We start from the raw sequence: 18483 nt of genomic DNA on the forward strand, positions 1-18483 counted from the left end.
AAATCAGCAAGAAATAAAAAATTATCTTGAAAGTGGAATCCGAAAAACCTGAATTAATGTTTTTAGTGGACAATCTTGTTTTTACCAAAAAAAAGAAGCTGTCCTTTTGAGACAGCCTCTTTTTTTATTTTTAATTAAGTTTTTAGTGCATTATTTGACGGTATGAATTTCGACAAAGCATATCGTAGAGACGCACAGCAGTGCGTCTTATGCGCAAAGTATATCTCAAAAATAAAAATAACAGACGTCGATACTGGACGTAGACGCACTGCTGTGCGCCTCTACGGAAAACACAGATAAATTTACTTCTATCATTCAACCTGCAAACCACACAAAGCATATCTGTAGAGACGCACAGCAGTGCGTCTTATGCGCAAAGTATATCTCAAAAATAAAAATAACGGACGTCGATACTGGACGTAGACGCACTGCTGTGCGCCTCTACGGAAAATTGGGATGAATTTACTTCTATCATTCAACCTGCAAACCACACAAAGCATATCTGTAGAGACGCACAGCAGTGCGTCTTATGCGCAAAGTATATCTCAAAAATAAAAATAACGGATGTCGATACTGGACGTAGACGCACTGCTGTGCGCCTCTACGGATAATTGGAACCTATTAATTTAATTCAAACATTTAAGAAGATTATTCTTCGTAATTTTTATTTTGATGTTAATTGAATTTAATTACATTTACAAAATGAGATTTAAAACTACCAAAAACTTAGATCTCTAAATATAAATAAACCTAATTAATTATGATACAAAAAACATCAAATGCCTTTATCGCGGCATCATGGGTAGCTCTTGGAGCCGGAACAATTGGTTTTATTGTTGGACTTGCCAGGGCCGAAATGCTCCTAAACGAAAAAGGATATTATTTTACCGTTTTAATGTTCGGGCTTTTTGCTGTTGTTTCACTGCAAAAAAGTGTAAGGGACCGATTGGAAAAACTTCCCGTAACTGATATTTACTACGGAATCTGCTGGTTTGGAACGCTGTTATCAATTGTTCTTTTAGTAGTAGGATTATGGAATGCCACTATTTTACCAAGCGAAAAAGGTTTCTACGCATTTGCATTTTTATTAGCCTTATTTGGCGCTATTTCGGTACAAAAAAATACTAGAGACAATATGAACTTTAGTCAAAACGAATAAAAGTTTAAAACTAAAAAAGCTCCAATTTTCATTGGAGCTTTTTGATTATAATAGAATCTGAGATTATTTACTCAAATACATTTTTCTTCTGGAGTACAATTCATAGAATTGATCGTCTTTTAAATCATCAATAAACAAGATGCTTTCTCCTGTCGATTTCATTTCTGGCCCTAATGCTTTATTTACGTTCGGGAATTTACTGAAAGAGAAAACCGGCTGTTTGATTGCATAACCGTTTAATTTAGGTTTAAAATCAAAGTCTGTTACTTTATTTTCACCTAACATTACTTTTGTAGCGTAGTTTACATAAGGCTCTCCATAAGCTTTTGCAATAAACGGAACCGTTCTTGAAGCTCTTGGGTTTGCCTCGATAATATAAACCGTATCATCTTTTATCGCAAACTGAATATTAATCAAACCAACTGTTTTTAAAGCTCTCGCAATTTTATGCGTATGATCTTTTATTTGCTGCATCACGAATTCTCCTAAGTTAAAAGGAGGCAGTGTTGCATTACTATCTCCAGAGTGAACTCCGCAAGGTTCGATGTGCTCCATAATTCCTATAATGTACACATTTCCATCAGCATCACAAATGGCATCAGCTTCAGCTTCGATTGCTCCGGCCAAATAGTGATCCAGCAATAATTTGTTTCCCGGAATTGTTTTCAATAAGTCGATAACATGCTCTTCAAGTTCTTTTTTATTGATTACAATTTTCATTCCCTGACCTCCTAATACATAAGAAGGACGAATTAAAAGCGGAAAATCTAAACTGTCAGCTAAAGTCGAAGCCTCGTCTGCCGTTTCTGCGATTCCAAATCTTGGGAAAGGAATATGTAATTCTGTCAATAAATCTGAGAAACGTCCTCTGTCTTCAGCCAAGTCAAGCGCATCAAAACTAGTTCCGATGATTTTTACACCGTATTTAGATAATTTATCTGCTAATTTAAGAGCCGTTTGACCACCAAGCTGCACAATTACACCTTCTGGTTTTTCGTGCTGAATGATGTCATAAATATGCTCCCAGAAAACTGGTTCAAAGTATAATTTATCAGCAGTATCAAAATCCGTTGAAACTGTTTCAGGATTACAATTAATCATAATTGTTTCGTAACCGCATTCTTTTGCTGCTAAAACTCCGTGTACACAAGAATAATCGAACTCAATTCCCTGCCCGATTCTGTTTGGCCCGGAACCCAGAACGATAACTTTCTTTTTATCTGTCAGGATACTTTCGTTATCTACATAACGCTCTCCGTTTGCTTTTTCAATTTCAGCCTCAAAAGTTGAGTAGTAATAAGGTGTTTTTGCCTTAAACTCCGCAGCACAGGTATCAACCAGTTTAAATACACGGTTGATGTTTTTTTCCATACGTAAAGAATGTACTTCACTTTCCAGACAGTTCATCATGTGGGCCAATTGTCTGTCGGCGAAACCTTTTTGTTTGGCTTCAAGTAACAATTCTTTAGGAAGGTTTGAAACTTTATAGTTTGAAATTTCTTTCTCTAAAACATAAAGTTCTTCGTATTGTTTTAAGAACCACATATCGATTCTTGTAATTTCATGGATACGGCTCAACGGAATTCCCATTGCAATTGCGTCATAAATTACAAAAACCCTGTCCCAGCTTGCATACGTAAGCTTTTCGATAATCTGCTCATAATCTTTGTATCCTTTTCCGTCAGCACCTAAACCGTTTCTTTTAATTTCTAAAGACTGGGTTGCTTTGTGAAGCGCTTCCTGAAAAGAACGGCCAATTCCCATAACCTCACCTACAGATTTCATCTGAAGACCTAAAGTTCTGTCTGATCCTTCAAATTTATCGAAGTTCCAGCGTGGTATTTTTACGATTACATAATCTAAAGTTGGTTCAAAAAGAGCCGAAGTCGATTTTGTAATTTGGTTTTGTAATTCATCTAAGTTATATCCTAAAGCCAGTTTAGAAGCAATTTTAGCAATTGGATAACCTGTTGCTTTTGACGCTAATGCTGATGAACGAGATACACGAGGATTGATTTCGATGGCTACGATATCTTCTTTTTCGTCTGGTGAAACTGCAAATTGTACGTTACATCCTCCGGCAAAATTTCCGATGCTTCTCATCATTAAGATGGCGTAATCACGTAATTTTTGGAAAGTTGTATCTGATAATGTCATTGCCGGCGCAACAGTAATCGAATCTCCGGTATGAATTCCCATTGGGTCCATATTTTCGATCGAACAGATAATAACAACATTGTCGTTTTTATCTCTTAAAAGCTCTAATTCGTATTCTTTCCATCCCATTAAAGCTTTATCAATTAAAACTTCGTGAATTGGAGACGCTTCAAGACCGCGTGTTAAAAGGTCATCAAAATCTTCTTTTTTGTAAACTACTGCAGCTCCGGTTCCTCCTAGTGTAAACGAAGGACGTATTACAAGCGGGAAACCAAATTCCTGTGCAATTTCTTTTCCTTCTAAGTATGAAGTAGCTGTTTTTGCAGGCGCTGTTGGCACATTTATTCTTTCTAAAAGCTGTTTAAACTGCTCTCTGTCCTCAGTAATATTAATGGCGTTTACATCAACCCCTATTAATCTTACCCCAAAATCCTGCCAAATTCCTTTTTCTTCAGCCTCCAGACACAAGTTCAAAGCGGTCTGTCCTCCCATTGTTGGCAAAACAGCATCAATTTGCGGGTGTTCCTTCAGAATTTCAATAATCGATTTTGTTGTTAATGGTTTCAAATAAACATGATCGGCCATGGTTGGGTCGGTCATAATCGTCGCTGGATTTGAGTTAATCAAGATAACTTCAATTCCTTCTTCACGAATCGAACGTGCAGATTGTGATCCTGCATAATCGAATTCGCAAGCTTGACCAATAACAATAGGTCCCGAACCTATTATTAAAACTGATTTAATTGATGTGTCTTTAGGCATTTTTTATGTATTGTGTAGTTATATAAGTATTTAAAAAAACATTCTTAGTGTACTAAAAACTAGAATGTTGAGAAAATTTTTACCGACAAGGTATAAAAAAAGGCGATACTAAGAAAGTAACGCCTTATTTATGTTTACAGAAACATTATTTTTTGTGTCTAGGCTCGCTAGAAACAGTTAATTTATGTCTTCCTTTTGCTCTTCTACGCGCTAGAACTTTTCTTCCATTCGCAGAAGCCATTCTGTCCATAAATCCGTGCTTATTTCTTCTTTTTCTTTTCGATGGTTGAAATGTTCTTTTGCTCATTGCTTTGTATCTTTAAAAATGGTATCTAATTAACTCTTTCTTGGTTTTGGATATCGTTACTCAAAAACCGAGTGCAAATATACAAAGACTTTTTTTTCTGGCAAGTAGTTTTATAAAAATATTTTTAATTCCTTTTACTATCTTTGCAGTCACAAATATACATCTATTATGTTTAACAAAATTATCAAACTTATTCTGGCCGGACTTCTTATAATAGCTGGCGTTTGGCAAATTGTAGATAAAGAAACCGGTAATGGTATCTTCCTTATATTATTGTCTGCAATTCCTGTTTTTCTTTATTTTAAAAATGAATTTATCCTTTTAGCCTTTCTTAAATTGAGAAAACAAGACTTCGAAGGCGCTAAAAAATGGTTAGCATACATCAAAAATCCGGAAACTGCTTTAGTAAGAAAACAACAGGGTTACTTTAATTACCTTCACGGAATCATGCTTTCGCAGACTAATTTAATTCAGGCTGAGAAACATTTCAAAAAAGCTATCGAACTTGGACTATCAATGGATATGGACCTTGCTGTAGCAAAATTAAACCTTGCCGGAGTTGCAATGTCACGCCGCAGAAAACTTGAAGCTACTAATTTATTGGCCGAAGCTAAAAAATTAGATAAACAAGGAATGCTGAAAGACCAAATCTCTATGATGAAAGAACAAATGAAAAAAATCTAGTTTTTCTAAAATTTTATCCCGATAACTATCGGGATAAAATCCCAAATTCTCCCGATGCTTCGGGATGAATTTGGGATTTTTTTATTCTAGAAACATACCGTTTGTCATCCTGAGGAACGAAGGATCGCACACGCTGATCGACAAAGATTGGCGATTCTCTTTGAGGAGTTTCTTTGTAGAGCTTCTTGTGTGATCCTTCGTTCCTCAGGATGACAAACTATGCCGTTTTTCTAATCTGATTTCGACTATATCCCGCGGTTTCAACCGCGGGATACCGATTGTCATGATAACACAACGTTTCTCGACGGTTGAAACCGCTGGCAATGTTTGGCTTCGTTTCTCTCTGGAATAATAGGGCTTGTTATGTCATCCTGAGGAACGAAGGATCACACACGCTTATCGACAAAGATTGGCGATTCTCTTTGAGGACTTTCTTTGTAGAGCTTCTTGTGCGATCCTTCGTTCCTCAGGATGACAAACTATGCCGTTTTTCTAATCTGATTTCGACTATATCCCGCGGTTTCAACCGCGGGATACCGATTGTCATGATAACACAACGTTTCTCGACGGTTGAAACGCTGGCAATGTTTGGCTTCGTTTGTCTCTGGAATAATTGGGTTTGTTATGTCATCCTGAGGAACGAAGGATCGCACACACTTATCGACAAAGATTAGCGATTCTCTTTGAGGACTTTCTTTGTAGAGCTTCTTTTGCGATCCTTCGTTCCTCAGGATGACAAACTATGCCGTTTTTCTAATCTGATTTTGACTATAGACCGCGGTTTCAACCGCGGGATACCGATTGTCATGATAACACAACGTTTCTCGACGGTTGAAACCGCTGGCAATGTTTGGCTTCGTTTGTCTCTGGAATAATAGGGCTTGTTATGTCATCCTGAGGAACGAAGGATCACACACGCTAATCGACAAAGATTGGCGATTCTCTTTGCGGACTTTCTTTGTAGAGCTTCTTGTGTGATCCTTCGTTCCTCAGGATGACAAACTATGCCGTTTTTCTAATCTGATTTCGACTATAGCCCGCGGTTTCAACCGCGGGATACCGATTGTCATGATAACACAACGTTTCTCGACGATTGAAACCGCTGGCAATGTTTGGCTTCGTTTCTCTCTGGAATAATAGGGTTTGTTATGTCATCCTGAGGAACGAAGGATCACACACGCTTATCGACAAAGATTGGCGATTCTCTTCGAGGAGTTTCTTTGTAGAGTTTCTTGTGCGATCCTTCGTTCCTCAGGATGACAAACTATGCCGTTTTTCTAATCTGATTTCGACTATATCCCGCGGTTTCAACCGCGGGATACCGATTGTCATGATAACACAACGTTTCTCGACGGTTGAAACCGCTGGCAATGTTTGGCTTCGTTTGTCCCTGGAATAATAGGGTTTGTTATGTCATCCTGAGGAACAAAGGATCGCACACGCTTATCGACAAAGATTGGCGATTCTCTTTGTAGAGCTTCATGTGTGATCCTTCGTTCCTCAGGATGACAAACTATGCCGTTTTTCTAATCTGATTTCGACTATAGACCGCGGTTTCAACCGCGGGATACCGATTGTCATAATAACACAACGTTTCTCGACGGTTGAAACCGCTGGCAATGTTTGGCTTCGTTTGTCCCTGGAATAATAGGGTTTGTTATGTCATCCTGAGGAACGAAGGATCACACACGCTTATCGACAAAGATTGGCGATTCTCTTTGAGGAGTTTCTTTGTAGAGCTTCTTGTGCGATCCTTCGTTCCTCAGGATGACAAACTATGCCGTTTTTCTAATCTGATTTCGACTATAGTCCGCGGTTTCAACCGCGGGATACCGATTGTCATGATAACACAACGTTTCTCGACGGTTGAAACCGCTGGCAATGTTTGGCTTCGTTTCTCTCTGGAATAATAGGGTTTGTTATGTCATCCTGAGAAACGAAGGATCGCACACGCTTATCGACAAAGATTGGCGATTCTCTTTGAGGAGTTTCTTTGTAGAGTTTCTTGTGCGATCCTTCGTTCCTCAGGATGACAAGATTGTGGTTAGAATAGGATTGGCGATATGCTTTGCGGAGTTTCTAGTGTGATTCCTCGTTCCTTGGAATGACAAAAAAACTCACAATTAGCAATTCACCATTATTTAAGAATATCCGTATCTATTAACCTCGCATATCGTCCTGTGATTTTTCCTTTTTCATCTATGGTGAAAAAAGTCGGGGTTCCTATTATGGCGTAGGTTTGGAAGTTTGGGCCTGCAAAACCTTTAAAATCGCATAACTGTTCTTTCCACGGGAAGGTGTGATTGTGACCGTCTGCGGCATCTTTTGTCATGTCTGCAGCGACGCTTATAATTTCGTAGCCTTTACTTTTTACAATTTCATAATTGCCTAATAACTGGTGAATCTCATTTTCGCAGTTGTTACAGCCCGATTCGTAAAAGAACAACAATGTTTTTTTACTGATTGTTTTTTTACCGTTTGCCGTTTGCAGGGCAGGAGCCGAACCGCCAATTACCGGGGCATTAATTGCATTTGTTAATTGTTTGGCCGGTTTTTCGAGCCTTCCGGATTTTGCGGCATACTGGCTTATGGCTGCTGCTAAATCATCTTTTCCTGCTTTGGTAAACACAGCCACGACTTTTTCTGTAAAGGCGGTGTAGGTTTCATTGCTTTTTATGCGTGATAATATTTGTTTGGTATCTGCCAGTAAAACAGCATCATCTTTAATTACTTTTTGCTGTAAATCTGTCCAGCCTTCTATGGCCTGGTTCCAGAAACCGCTGTTGTAAAGTACCTGCATATCGAGTTTTTCTTTTACAAAAAGGTTTAATTCTTTTGCTTTTTCTTCCTCGGGCTGGTTAAAGCTGCTGCCTATACCCATTAAAAAATTATAGATTTCTATAAAGCGCGCTGCATAAAGCGGACTTTTTGCTGTTTCGTCTGCTAGTGCGGTAAACTGCTGCTGCAGGTTTTGGTTTTCTTTTTGAAAAGCGACATACAAAGGTTCTTCTTTGGTATATAAATTAAGACCGTACTGCACAAAACCGACTTTGTCCAGAACTGCTTTTTGCTGTTTTATTTTTTGATTTAAAAAATCATTTTCAACAGAACCGGTATATTTTGTGTTTTCAAAATTGGGCTGTTCTTCCAGAGAGGAAACAGAGAAATTTTCTTTGTTCACAACAAAATCCATACCGCCGCCGTCTGTAAGGACAAAATGCGAAATACCCGCATAGCCTTTTTTTACTGCAGGGATAACCAGTACCGCTTTACCGGCTGTATCGAGTTTGCCTGTGGCGATGGTATCTTTTTTGTTTCCTCGTTCTAATACATACACATATTGCTTTCCTGCATAATGCGAAAAAGTAACGTTTATGGTTTGTGCTTTTGCTGTGGTAAGCAAACAAAAAACGGCAAACCCAGCTATAATTATTTTTTTCATATTTACTATAAATTAAATCGTTTTATTTTAATGACGAAACGTCTTTCATTCCTGCCCATAGGTAGGAAATGAAAAACGTTACAGTCCTTTTTGGTAATCTTATTGTTTGAGTTTTTATAGTTGAGCGGCTGTATGCAAATCAACTAAAGACTTATATATTCCTGACAAATAAATTTATTATTTTTCGTTATCAGGTATTGCTATACAACGGATAGGTGATGGTATTGTAGAATATACGTCATTACTATAATCATATACAGAATATCCCAAAAATAGGGTATTCGTATATCCGCTGCTAACAAGACTAAACGCATTAGGGTAAGTAGGAAGCTTTTGATTTCCAGCCCAATAACCAATAGCATTAGAACCTCGTACAGCATAAGGCAGCATTAAGTTTGGACCTAAAAAGTATCCTCCAGTACCATTTCCAGCTTTACTGTTTGGTACAGTCGAAATCAAATTATTGTCTATTACTCCCTGCCACTCATTCACAGTTGGAATACGATAATTTTCAGGACAAGGATCAAGCGCTGTATTTTTCTTACCATTAACATACCAATATCTATAGGCATTATAGCGAGTTCCTACCAAGCCTGGCATAGGTACATACGGATTTAAACTTGTATCGGCACCTAAGTTATGGCACATAAATGATCTCCATTCTGTAGCACTTACCATTGCACCACAACAAGCACAGTCTTTTATTTCGGCTGTAAGCTGTACTGCTGCATCTGTACCGGTTCCATCTGCTTTTGTATTGTAAACAGCATATATGGTTACCTTAAGCGCATCTGCAGTTGCTTTCCCGTAAGCTACACCATTTGCTGCACCGGCACTGCTGCTGCTTAAATTGCTATTGTATACCATTTTAGCGGTAAGGGCTCCAGATACATTAAGAGTCTGCGATTTATCGGCATCCGCAGTAAACGATTTAACAATACCTGTAAGGGATTCTACATAGACAAAGCGCACTTTACTTACTGTACCAACCGGGGTAAAGGTATACGTTTGTGTATTTGTTGCAATCGTATTAAAATCTGCTTTCTGAGATATACGAGATGCAAGTGTACCACAACCTACAGCATTATCATTACTTTCTGCAATATCAAAACAAGTTTTACCGCCAAGTGTACCTGTACCTGTTGGTATATTAGCCGGGTTAACTGCTGCTGTAACCGTAAATATCGGTGAAGTTCCTGTTGGATTACCTGTACAGCCATTTTTTACGATACAGTAAAAATAATAGCTGCCTGCAGCCGAAGGAGTATAAGAATAAGAAGCTGATGCAGCCCCGCTTACAGCTGTACCGCCTGTATTGCTCGCAGATGTATTGCTGTACCATTGATAAGTTGCCTGCACAGCATTTGCCACAGATACAGATAATGTTACGGCAGAACCTGCTGTTGTATTTTGAGCTGTACCTGATTGCGCCGTAAGTGTAGGTGTAGGACATGCATTGTTCATTGTGATTTCATGCACCAGCGGTACAGAATCACCACAGTCGTTTTTAGCCGTTACGGTAATTTTTACTTTTAATCCATCAGTTCCGCTTGCCGGAAGCTGTACAGATACACTAGCTCCTGAACCTGTTACCACCGCACCATTATCTGCTGTCCAGGTATAAGCTGTTGGGTTGAATGTAGCAGATGCCTGTAGGGTAACTTTTGCCCCAAATACAGCCGTTGCAGGATTAGACACCCATGAAACCACCGGTAAGCTTGAAACGGTCGATGATACATTTTTTACTGCCAGTGTACTGGTACAGCCAGTTGCATTGGTAACCGTGGCGTTGTAAACCCCGCCTTCAGATACTGTAATGGTTTGAGCAGTCTGGCTCATTTTTACATTGTCTTTATACCACACATAAGTATAAGTACCTGCCACTGCCGGTACCACTGTTAAATCTGTGCTTCCGTCGCAAAGTACTGTTTTACCTGTAATATTTGGCTGTGCAGGGGTATTTCCTGTTGTAATATTTTTTTCTAATACATGTGCTTCTGCAGGACATTTAGCCCCGCTGTTGTCTGTTGCAATCATTCGCAGCGACATGGTAGTCTGTGAACCTGGCACCACAAATGGGTTCGCTGTTATAAGGTCGTTGCCATTGTACCAGGTATAGGTAATTCCGTTTTGTTTGTTGGCAATACTTAAATCCAGAGTTCCGCCAGAACAGAATGAAGTAAACGTATTTAATGGTTTTCCGTTTACCAGTACATCAGCATCGGGTACCGTTATTGATCCTGATGCTGCACTTTTAGTCACATTAATAGTGTTGGATTGTTTAGAATAACAGTCTGCATCTTTTACCGCTGCAAACCAATCGCCAACACTGCTGTCTCCGCTTATATCTATAGATTTGCCTGTTTTTGATTTGTCTTCAACTCCATTGTGAAACCAGGCTATAGTGCCGGTGCCGGATGCAGAAAGTGTAACTGAATTTGTACCGCACAATACACCATTATTAGAAGCCAATATCGAAATAGCAGTTGGTGCCGCAGTACCGGATGCAGTAATAATTTTTTCGCCTGCAGCATTTGTATTACACCCTACAGCCCCCATAGAAACATTGTATTTTCCTGCCAGTGTGGCAATAAAATAATTAACCCCGCGCGCTACTTCGATACCGTTACGGGTCCATATTAATTTATCAAGGTTGGCCGTATTAGCAGGAACTGATAAATACACAGAACCTCCTGCACATAAAGAAGTCCCGGATGCTGTTACCGATGGCGCAGTATAGGCCATAGAACTGCAGTCTACCCCGTTTTGAGAGAATAAAAACTCTTTATATAAACTCGTACAGGTACTGGTAACACGCACCAGTACTGTATGCACATTTACGGTTTCGTTTGGATTAAAGTTTATTTTAAAACTTCCGCTGACATTGTCAACCTCACTTAATGAAGCATATTCTGAACCCACTACAATAGCTATAGTAAATGGGCCGTTAGGACAGTCAGGATCTGTAACATCAAATTTTTGATTACAGCCGGTACCATCTGCCGCCACATTTACACATGGCTGCGGGCTTATGCTTGTCTGCGATGTTCCTTCGCATAAACTTACCCAGCGTACAGCGTTCCAATACTCCACACACTTGGTGTCGATATTATAAATAGTAAGTCCGTTTCCTTTATCATTGTTTTTTACTGCAAAAGCGTTACGCTGTGCGGTAGTCATTTGCGGCAGTCTAAGTCCGCCTTTGTTAAGCAGTTCCAGAACTGAGAAAGCCTCGGGTTCTTTTTTGCCCCCCACGGTCATCTGGGCCTGCGTGTTTACCGAAAATAATATGGCCAGAAGGAGAAGCCACATACAAAATAGATTTTTCTTCATTTTTTAAATTGTTTTAATTATTTAAAGCGGCAGACCCCTAACCGTTATATGGAATAACAGAGCAGAAGGCATACCTGATCGATATCCTTTTGGGATATTCGTATATATTTTGTGGTATTTATGGTATTATTGGGTAAAAAAACAGGAACTATTGAATCTTATCAATACGGCTTATAAAGATGAATGGCCTGCCTGTTTATTAATATAAACGAGGGATATTATATAATCTGCTTATAAAACTTGGGGCTTTAAGACTGATAAAAGAATGCAACAACTTTTTGTTTCTGGTATATTGACCTGATTATTTAAGTGTTGTTTGAATAAGGTTCATAATAACATCTTTGTGTGCTTTTTCCATTGTTTCATAGTCTCTTTTTATACTGTCCGGTGTTATTCCGTGCACAGTTCCATTTACACATTGACGTATGTAATATTTTGACAGACCGTACTTTACAAACAAAGCTTCTAAAATATTTGCATCATAGGAGCTATAAGCTTTTGTCTTCCTTTTATCCATTGTCTTATTTATTTTCATTTGTTAATGATCTTAATTTTACTCTGGCTGCAATACTTCCTGGAGTTAATCTATACTGCCTGTTTTTATTTTCTTTTGAAATTCTTTGATTAATGCCTCGCGATTTGCAATTATTTTAAGCAAAGCATTTTTCGCAATTTCATCACCTCTAAAGAATCTCATTTTCGCTGCAGGTGCATTAATACCCATTACCTGACCAAGCAAAGTGTAATCACCATACAGCGTTTTTTCCTTAATTTGTTCGATTGTCATAACAAAAAGTTTATCTTTGAATGCTAAATAATATGCAAATATATACAAAAAACTGTATAAAAAACCCTACAAAACACAAAAATCTGTAATTTTCTCGCAATGAACGACGTAACTTTAAGATTTCTAATAACTTATGAATATCTGAAAGAAGCAAAAGTTGTTTCAAATATTAAAAGTTTTGCTGCAGAACTTAATATTAGCACTTCGCTTGTTACAGAAATTTGTAAAAAAAGAACAAATGCAGGAATGGTCCCTATATCTAATTTATTAGCAAGATATAAAGATATAGATGCGAACTGGCTTTTAACCGGTGAGGGATCTATGCTAAAGAGAAGCGACAGCCCCGAAGTCAATATTAACTACAAAGAATTAGCCGAAGCAAGACTTGAAATTATCAATCTTAAAGATGAAAAAATTGAGTGGCTTAATAAGGAGCTTAAAAAAAAGAAGGGTTTGTAGTGTGGCTGCCTTTTATTTACAAGATATGCCTTTGCGAGGAACGAAGACGGTGCATGTGTGAATCTTTGCCAAAGTTTAAAACTTTTGCAAAGATTATCTAACCACATAGTTTTTGACGCAAAGAGACCTGACAGGTTTTAAAAACCCGTCAGGCCTGAAGTTTTATATTTTGGAGTTACTTTGCGCCCTTCGACTTCGCTCAGGGTGACAAAATAATTATTAATTATCAATTTATTTACTCACTCCTCTAATATAATCGAAGGCAGGTTCTCATTGAACCATTTATATTTATTAAGAATCATAATATGGGTTCCGCCTTTTACTACTATACAGCTGTTGATATATTTTATAGGAAAAACTTCGTCCTGATCGCCGTGTATATGAATTACATTTTCGTCGACTTTATTTCTATCCCACAAAATAACAGATTCTACAGCCCATTGCAGATAATTAAGATCGCGCACGGCCAAAAACTTCTCGTATAATTTAATTCGTTTATTGATTTTTTCTCCAAAAGAGTATTTTGCCAGGCTTTCGATATTCAAAATCAGCTTCATGGGAATCAACTTGTAGGCTTTTGTCTTCTTCCCTATTTTCATTCTTCTCGGAAATTCGGCATTACTCCTTACACTCGAAATAATGATTACTTTTCTGGCCTGAATATGCCTTGCAATTTCCTGCACTAAAATTCCTCCAAAAGAAACGCCAATTAACACAGGGTTTTCATGTTTGATGTTTTTCGAAATTCGAAGTGCATAATCTGATAATGCTTCTTTTGGATGCGGAATTTCCCATTCTAATAAACAGGTTTCAAAAACAGATTCATCTAATTTGATTCTTTCAAATATAGTAGGGCCAGCCGCCAGACCAGGCATAAAATATACGGGTATTTTACTCATTTGTTTGAAATAGAATTACAACTTACAGCTCTTAATTTCAAGCTAAATTTACTTTTTTTAATAATATCTACAGCAAATCGCACACCATAATTGCATATTAAAAAAAAATGAACTGCAAAAAGATCAATTTTGCAATGAACCCGATCTTAAAAAAATAATTTTATATTGAAAATCAAATGATTACCTTTGCGTTCCAAATCATTCACAGCTAAATATCATTTTAAAAGATTTTAGCTGACTATATTTTTCGTTCTTTTTCTACTATTTTTTAACCTACCCCAAAACATGACAAATATGGAACCTACCGAAACTATGGAAATCAAAGACAATACTTTTGCAAGACAATTTGAAACCGTGGTCCCTGAAGGATTATTAAGCGTTGAATATTCTTTTCAGGAAAAAAAGATTTTTTTAACTAAAATCAACACTCCCGAAAACTTTGAAAACCAGCCAGTAATCGACACTCTGCTCAAAAACATTATGGAATTAAGCACCGAGAAAAATTTTAGGGTTGTACCAATTCACCCAAAAATTGCTGCTTTTTTCAAAAAAAACCCAAAATACAAAGATTTACTGCCTCCGGGAATCAGGATTTAAAAATCGCCAATTACCCAAAGCCATAATCCGCCAATTACCATATAAATAAAAAGCATTACAAGTCCGGTTATTAAACCTTTGACCCACCAGCTTTTTAAATCGACATATCCGCTCCCAAAGAAAACGGGAGCCGGACCATGTCCGTAATGCGTTAATGTTCCATAAATTGATCCCACAAAACCAAGCATAAAAGCGAGAAGCAATCCCGGAATTCCCAGCGAAACCCCAACACCTAAAAGTGCCGCATACATTGCCGCTACATGCGCGGTTGCACTTGCAAAAAGATAGTGGCTGAAAAAGTATACCAATATAATGATAGGAAAAGCCATCTGCCAGCTTAGTCCGCCAATTTCGGCTTTTATAACATTACTAAACCAGCCAATGAAACCTAATTCGTTTAGGGAACTTGCCATCATTACTAATACCGAAAACCATACAATGGTATCCCACGCCCCTTTTTCGGCTTTTACATCATCCCAGGTTAAAACAGAAGTGAGTAGTAAAATCACCAAACCAATAAAGGCGGTTGTAGTGGCATCAATAGAAAACAAATCGCCGGTCATCCAGAGAAATAATAAAATAAAAAAAGTTAGCAGCATCATCCATTCGTTTCTCGTGACTGGACCCATTTCTTTTAATTTTTGCGAAGCTATCTGCGGAGCATCTCCTGTCTTTTTAAGTTCCGGCGGATAAATTTTGTACAGCACAAACGGAATAACAAAAAAGGCACATAATCCCGGTACAATTGCCGCGGCTGCCCACGACATCCATGTTATTTTTATTCCGAGATTAAGGGCAAACTTCTGGCACATTGGGTTGCTCGCTGTTCCGGTAAGAAACATTGAGGATGCTATTAAATTCATATTATAACAGTTTAATGTTAAATACGAACCTAGTTTTTGATGTGTTTCGGGCTGCTCCGGCATTGAACCAAAACTCATCGACATTGATTTCATAATGGGATAAATAATTCCTCCGCCACGAGCGGTATTACTTGGTACGGCTGGTGCCAAAACCAAATCGGCAAGACCTAAACCGTAAGCTAACCCAAGGGAACTTTTTCCGAATATTCGAATGAACAGAAAGGCAATTCTGTTTCCTAAACCAGTTTTTATAAATCCGCGGGCTATAAAAAATGAAATTCCAATAAGCCAGATTACTTTGTCCCCAAATCCTTTTAATGCCAATGTAATTGATTTTCCCGGATCGCCAGGTGCTAAAACCTGAGTAAAAGCGGTTAAGGCAATGGCAATCATACACATGGTTCCCATTGGGGCGGCTTTTAGAATAATTCCTAAAATTGTTGCGACAAATATTGCAAACAAATGCCAGGCTTCGGCCGCAACGCCGTCTGGCGCAGGTATAAACCAAATTGCAATTCCAACTGCAAGCGTAATCAGGATTTGAGGAATTTTTACTTCTTTCATTGTTTTGGAATTAAATTAAACTACAGCCTGCACTGAAACTGAATAATAAATAAATTGTCATTATAGGTTGTTGTATCTGGAATATTTCGATCAAAACGGTCTATCTCAAACCCCATTTCTATACGGCCTGTGTAGTTTTTTCCAAATTCAAGACTTATCATAGGGGTATAAGTCTGCCTTAAGTTTGAATCGATTTTATAACTAGGGTCAAATCTTTCATAACGACAGGAAACTTCTAAAGAGGTTAATTTTTTATAATCGATTTGATATCTCAAATTGGGCAGGAAATAAATTCCGCGCATTTGATAATCAGCAACATCATCTGTTCTGGAATCAACGGGCAGAGAAAAGTACAAATTGTGGTTTGTTCCTTGTTTGTATTCTATCTGCAAATCAAATGTAAAACGATCTGTAAGCCTAAAATCACTGGTAATATCAGCTCCCAAAGCATACACTTTTTCTTTGGCATACTTACCAATACCACCGTTTAATCCCAGATTAATTTTATGCTTTTTTGATAATTCAAAAACCAATCTTGATGAATATTGTTTCCCGTTATCATTGTCTTTTTCCTGATTTTTTCCATTTCCGTTTAAAACCGAAACAGAGTAATTTACAGGAATCTTGCCCAGATCAAAATTTCCGGCTGCAGAGGCCCCTATTTGAAAACTGGTCCAGCCATTTTTTCCAAACTCATAATATTGATTAGAGAAATCAAACGATTTTATAATATCTACAGGAACTAATTCTTCAATACCAAAAGCCGGCCGAAACTGTCCTCCCAAAACGGCAATGTATTTATTGAAGGTATATTTTGCATAGGCATTTTCGAGCACTTTACCTTTTGTGTCTGATTTAAAATCGGCAAGGTTTACTAAGATTACAACTTCTGCAGCTTCGCTTAACTTTGTGTTTAGCCCCACACGCATTCTTTTAATATCGAAGGAACTCTGGGTTACGTCGCCCGTAGAATGGTGAAGCCCCATAACGTCTACATTATCGCCAAAACTTTCCAGGTATCTTGCCTGAAAAAGCCCTTTAAATTGAAACTGGGGATACTTAATACTACTTTCAGAATCTGCCTGCGGCGGTTCTGTATTAGCAGTTTGTGCATTCATAAAAAGCGAAAAGATAAAAAAGATAAAAACAATTTTTATGTGTAAAGATTTAATCATAAACTCTGAAATAAAAATTAAGTTACTAACAGCAATTTTAAATCTTTAGCCTTTCTATCTTCTTCCAGAATTACCATTAGCAGGTCTAGGCGCTGCCGATTGTGTTTGTCTAGGTGCCGCCTGTCGTGTAGACGGATTGGCCGGAGCTGCCGGTCTTGCTGCTGGCTGTGCCGGTTTTACAGCAGGTCGTGTGGACGGATTAGCTGGAGTAACCGGACGTGTTACAGGTTGTGCCGGCCTTACAGCGGGTTTTGTTGTACCTGGCCTGGTCGATGGATCTGCAGGACGAGTTACGGGCCTGGTTGTACCTCCGGGTCTGGTAGAGGGATTCGCAGGGCGTACTCCCGGTTTAGTTGTGTTTCCTGGTCTGGCTGGTCTTGGTGATGTAACCGGTGCCGGTCTTTTATAATCTCTGCCATTGTAGGTAGTATTATAACGCCCGTTAACCCGATTATCCCTAACGACTACTGATGTATTTCTTCTGCTTGCATAAGTATTATAATATCTGGGATTTCTTATAACAGTTGTTCTTCTATAATAACGGTCATTATAATAATGTCCGTGATACCCCCAATAGTCATGGTAATAAACCGGACGCCAAGGGTGCCAGTACGGAGGATAATATCCCCAATACCAAGGAGATCTGTAGACTACATATACAGGAGAAAACAAAAACACCACTACCGGCCATGTACTCACGCCGGCGCTTACATAACTTGTCGTATTGTAATTATTGGTTGTATTATTATTTACAATTACAGCAGCATCTCCTTTATAACCAGGATTTGGTGTTCCTGAAACAGTATCTGAAGGTTCTACAATATAATTTTTACCATATAAATCTTTATCTCCAATAATCTGGATATGCACATTATTCTTTTTATCTTTATCTACTTCTATAACCGCAATATCTTGTGTCTCTGTATTATTTACAGCAGTCTGAAGCACAATTACATGGGTATTTCCTTCTTTATGACTCTCTATTTCAATATAATCGGTCTGCCCGTCATTATTTAAATCTAAATTATTAATCTTACTATCCGGATCATTTAATGTTTTTTCAAAATCTTCTAAGGTTTTAGATTTTTGGAAAATATCCAATACGGCATACAGATTAAGATTATCTCCCGGAAGACCTAAAGCAACCGGTTCATTATCTGTTTGAGAAAATAAAGGAATACTAAATAAACCAGCCGCTATAACAACTAGAAATAAGGCTCTTTTCTTCATGTTAATAAATTAGTTAATTTGGAAATAATATCACTAAGGTATAAAAAAACTTACAAAGTTTAACA

General features: G+C 38.0%; 14 protein-coding genes. 4 read left to right on the forward strand and 10 right to left on the reverse strand.

Going from position 1 to position 18483, the window contains the following annotated elements:
- Positions 1-760 precede the first annotated feature (760 nt).
- Complete coding sequence (yiaA, locus tag LUU93_RS18535; protein ID WP_232682648.1) at positions 761-1159, forward strand: inner membrane protein YiaA; 399 nt, start codon at positions 761-763, stop codon at positions 1157-1159.
- Positions 1160-1222: 63 nt separating this feature from the next.
- On the opposite strand, the gene carB is transcribed toward yiaA, so the two are convergent.
- Both carB and rpmH read right to left on the reverse strand, forming a co-directional pair.
- Positions 1223-4078, reverse strand: coding sequence for a carbamoyl-phosphate synthase large subunit (gene carB, locus LUU93_RS18540; protein ID WP_232682649.1), 2856 nt, complete (start codon positions 4076-4078; stop codon positions 1223-1225).
- Positions 4079-4223: 145 nt separating this feature from the next.
- Positions 4224-4385 carry a 50S ribosomal protein L34 gene (rpmH, locus tag LUU93_RS18545; protein WP_008464848.1) on the reverse strand — a complete coding sequence of 54 codons (162 nt, stop codon included), beginning with the start codon at positions 4383-4385 and terminating at the stop codon, positions 4224-4226.
- Between the two features lie 168 nt (positions 4386-4553).
- Here rpmH and LUU93_RS18550 point away from each other — a divergent pair, with 168 nt between their 5' ends.
- Entirely contained in the window at positions 4554-5069 is a 516-nt protein-coding gene (locus tag LUU93_RS18550) for a DUF2892 domain-containing protein (RefSeq protein WP_232682650.1), read from the forward strand.
- 2137 nt (positions 5070-7206) lie between these two features.
- Here the strand turns inward: LUU93_RS18550 and LUU93_RS18555 are convergent.
- The 4 genes from LUU93_RS18555 to LUU93_RS18570 all read right to left on the reverse strand — a co-directional run bounded on the left by LUU93_RS18555 (position 7207) and on the right by LUU93_RS18570 (position 12631).
- The gene (locus LUU93_RS18555) at positions 7207-8511 is read right to left on the reverse strand and encodes a peroxiredoxin family protein (RefSeq protein WP_232682651.1); all 1305 of its coding nucleotides are present in this window, start codon (positions 8509-8511) and stop codon (positions 7207-7209) included.
- Between the two features lie 177 nt (positions 8512-8688).
- Positions 8689-11844, reverse strand: coding sequence for a phage tail-like protein (locus LUU93_RS18560; RefSeq protein ID WP_232682652.1), 3156 nt, complete (start codon positions 11842-11844; stop codon positions 8689-8691).
- A gap of 301 nt (positions 11845-12145) precedes the next feature.
- Complete coding sequence (locus LUU93_RS18565; RefSeq protein ID WP_232682653.1) at positions 12146-12361, reverse strand: hypothetical protein; 216 nt, start codon at positions 12359-12361, stop codon at positions 12146-12148.
- 63 nt (positions 12362-12424) lie between these two features.
- A complete protein-coding gene (locus tag LUU93_RS18570) occupies positions 12425-12631 on the reverse strand; it encodes a hypothetical protein (RefSeq protein WP_232682654.1) in 207 nt (68 codons plus the stop codon).
- Between the two features lie 99 nt (positions 12632-12730).
- Between LUU93_RS18570 and LUU93_RS18575 the strand changes: the two genes are divergently transcribed.
- Positions 12731-13090: a hypothetical protein gene (locus LUU93_RS18575; RefSeq protein WP_232682655.1), complete on the forward strand. Its 360-nt coding sequence runs from the start codon at positions 12731-12733 to the stop codon at positions 13088-13090.
- Positions 13091-13329: 239 nt separating this feature from the next.
- Here LUU93_RS18575 and LUU93_RS18580 read toward each other — a convergent pair whose 3' ends face one another.
- Entirely contained in the window at positions 13330-13989 is a 660-nt protein-coding gene (locus tag LUU93_RS18580) for an alpha/beta hydrolase (RefSeq protein WP_232682656.1), read from the reverse strand.
- Between the two features lie 285 nt (positions 13990-14274).
- Here LUU93_RS18580 and LUU93_RS18585 point away from each other — a divergent pair, with 285 nt between their 5' ends.
- Entirely contained in the window at positions 14275-14586 is a 312-nt protein-coding gene (locus LUU93_RS18585) for a GNAT family N-acetyltransferase (RefSeq protein ID WP_232682657.1), read from the forward strand.
- Here the strand turns inward: LUU93_RS18585 and LUU93_RS18590 are convergent.
- The 3 genes from LUU93_RS18590 to LUU93_RS18600 all read right to left on the reverse strand — a co-directional run bounded on the left by LUU93_RS18590 (position 14583) and on the right by LUU93_RS18600 (position 18418).
- The gene (locus tag LUU93_RS18590; RefSeq protein WP_232682658.1) at positions 14583-16013 is read right to left on the reverse strand and encodes an anion permease; all 1431 of its coding nucleotides are present in this window, start codon (positions 16011-16013) and stop codon (positions 14583-14585) included. The two genes, LUU93_RS18585 and LUU93_RS18590, sit on opposite strands and share 4 nt — an antisense overlap.
- 20 nt (positions 16014-16033) lie before the next feature.
- Positions 16034-17131: a porin gene (locus LUU93_RS18595; protein WP_232682659.1), complete on the reverse strand. Its 1098-nt coding sequence runs from the start codon at positions 17129-17131 to the stop codon at positions 16034-16036.
- Positions 17132-17242: 111 nt separating this feature from the next.
- Positions 17243-18418 carry a hypothetical protein gene (locus tag LUU93_RS18600; RefSeq protein WP_232682660.1) on the reverse strand — a complete coding sequence of 392 codons (1176 nt, stop codon included), beginning with the start codon at positions 18416-18418 and terminating at the stop codon, positions 17243-17245.
- Positions 18419-18483: the final 65 nt, after the last annotated feature.

The sequence above is a fragment of the Flavobacterium soyae genome (assembly GCF_021245985.1).
Lineage (GTDB): Bacteria > Bacteroidota > Bacteroidia > Flavobacteriales > Flavobacteriaceae > Flavobacterium > Flavobacterium soyae.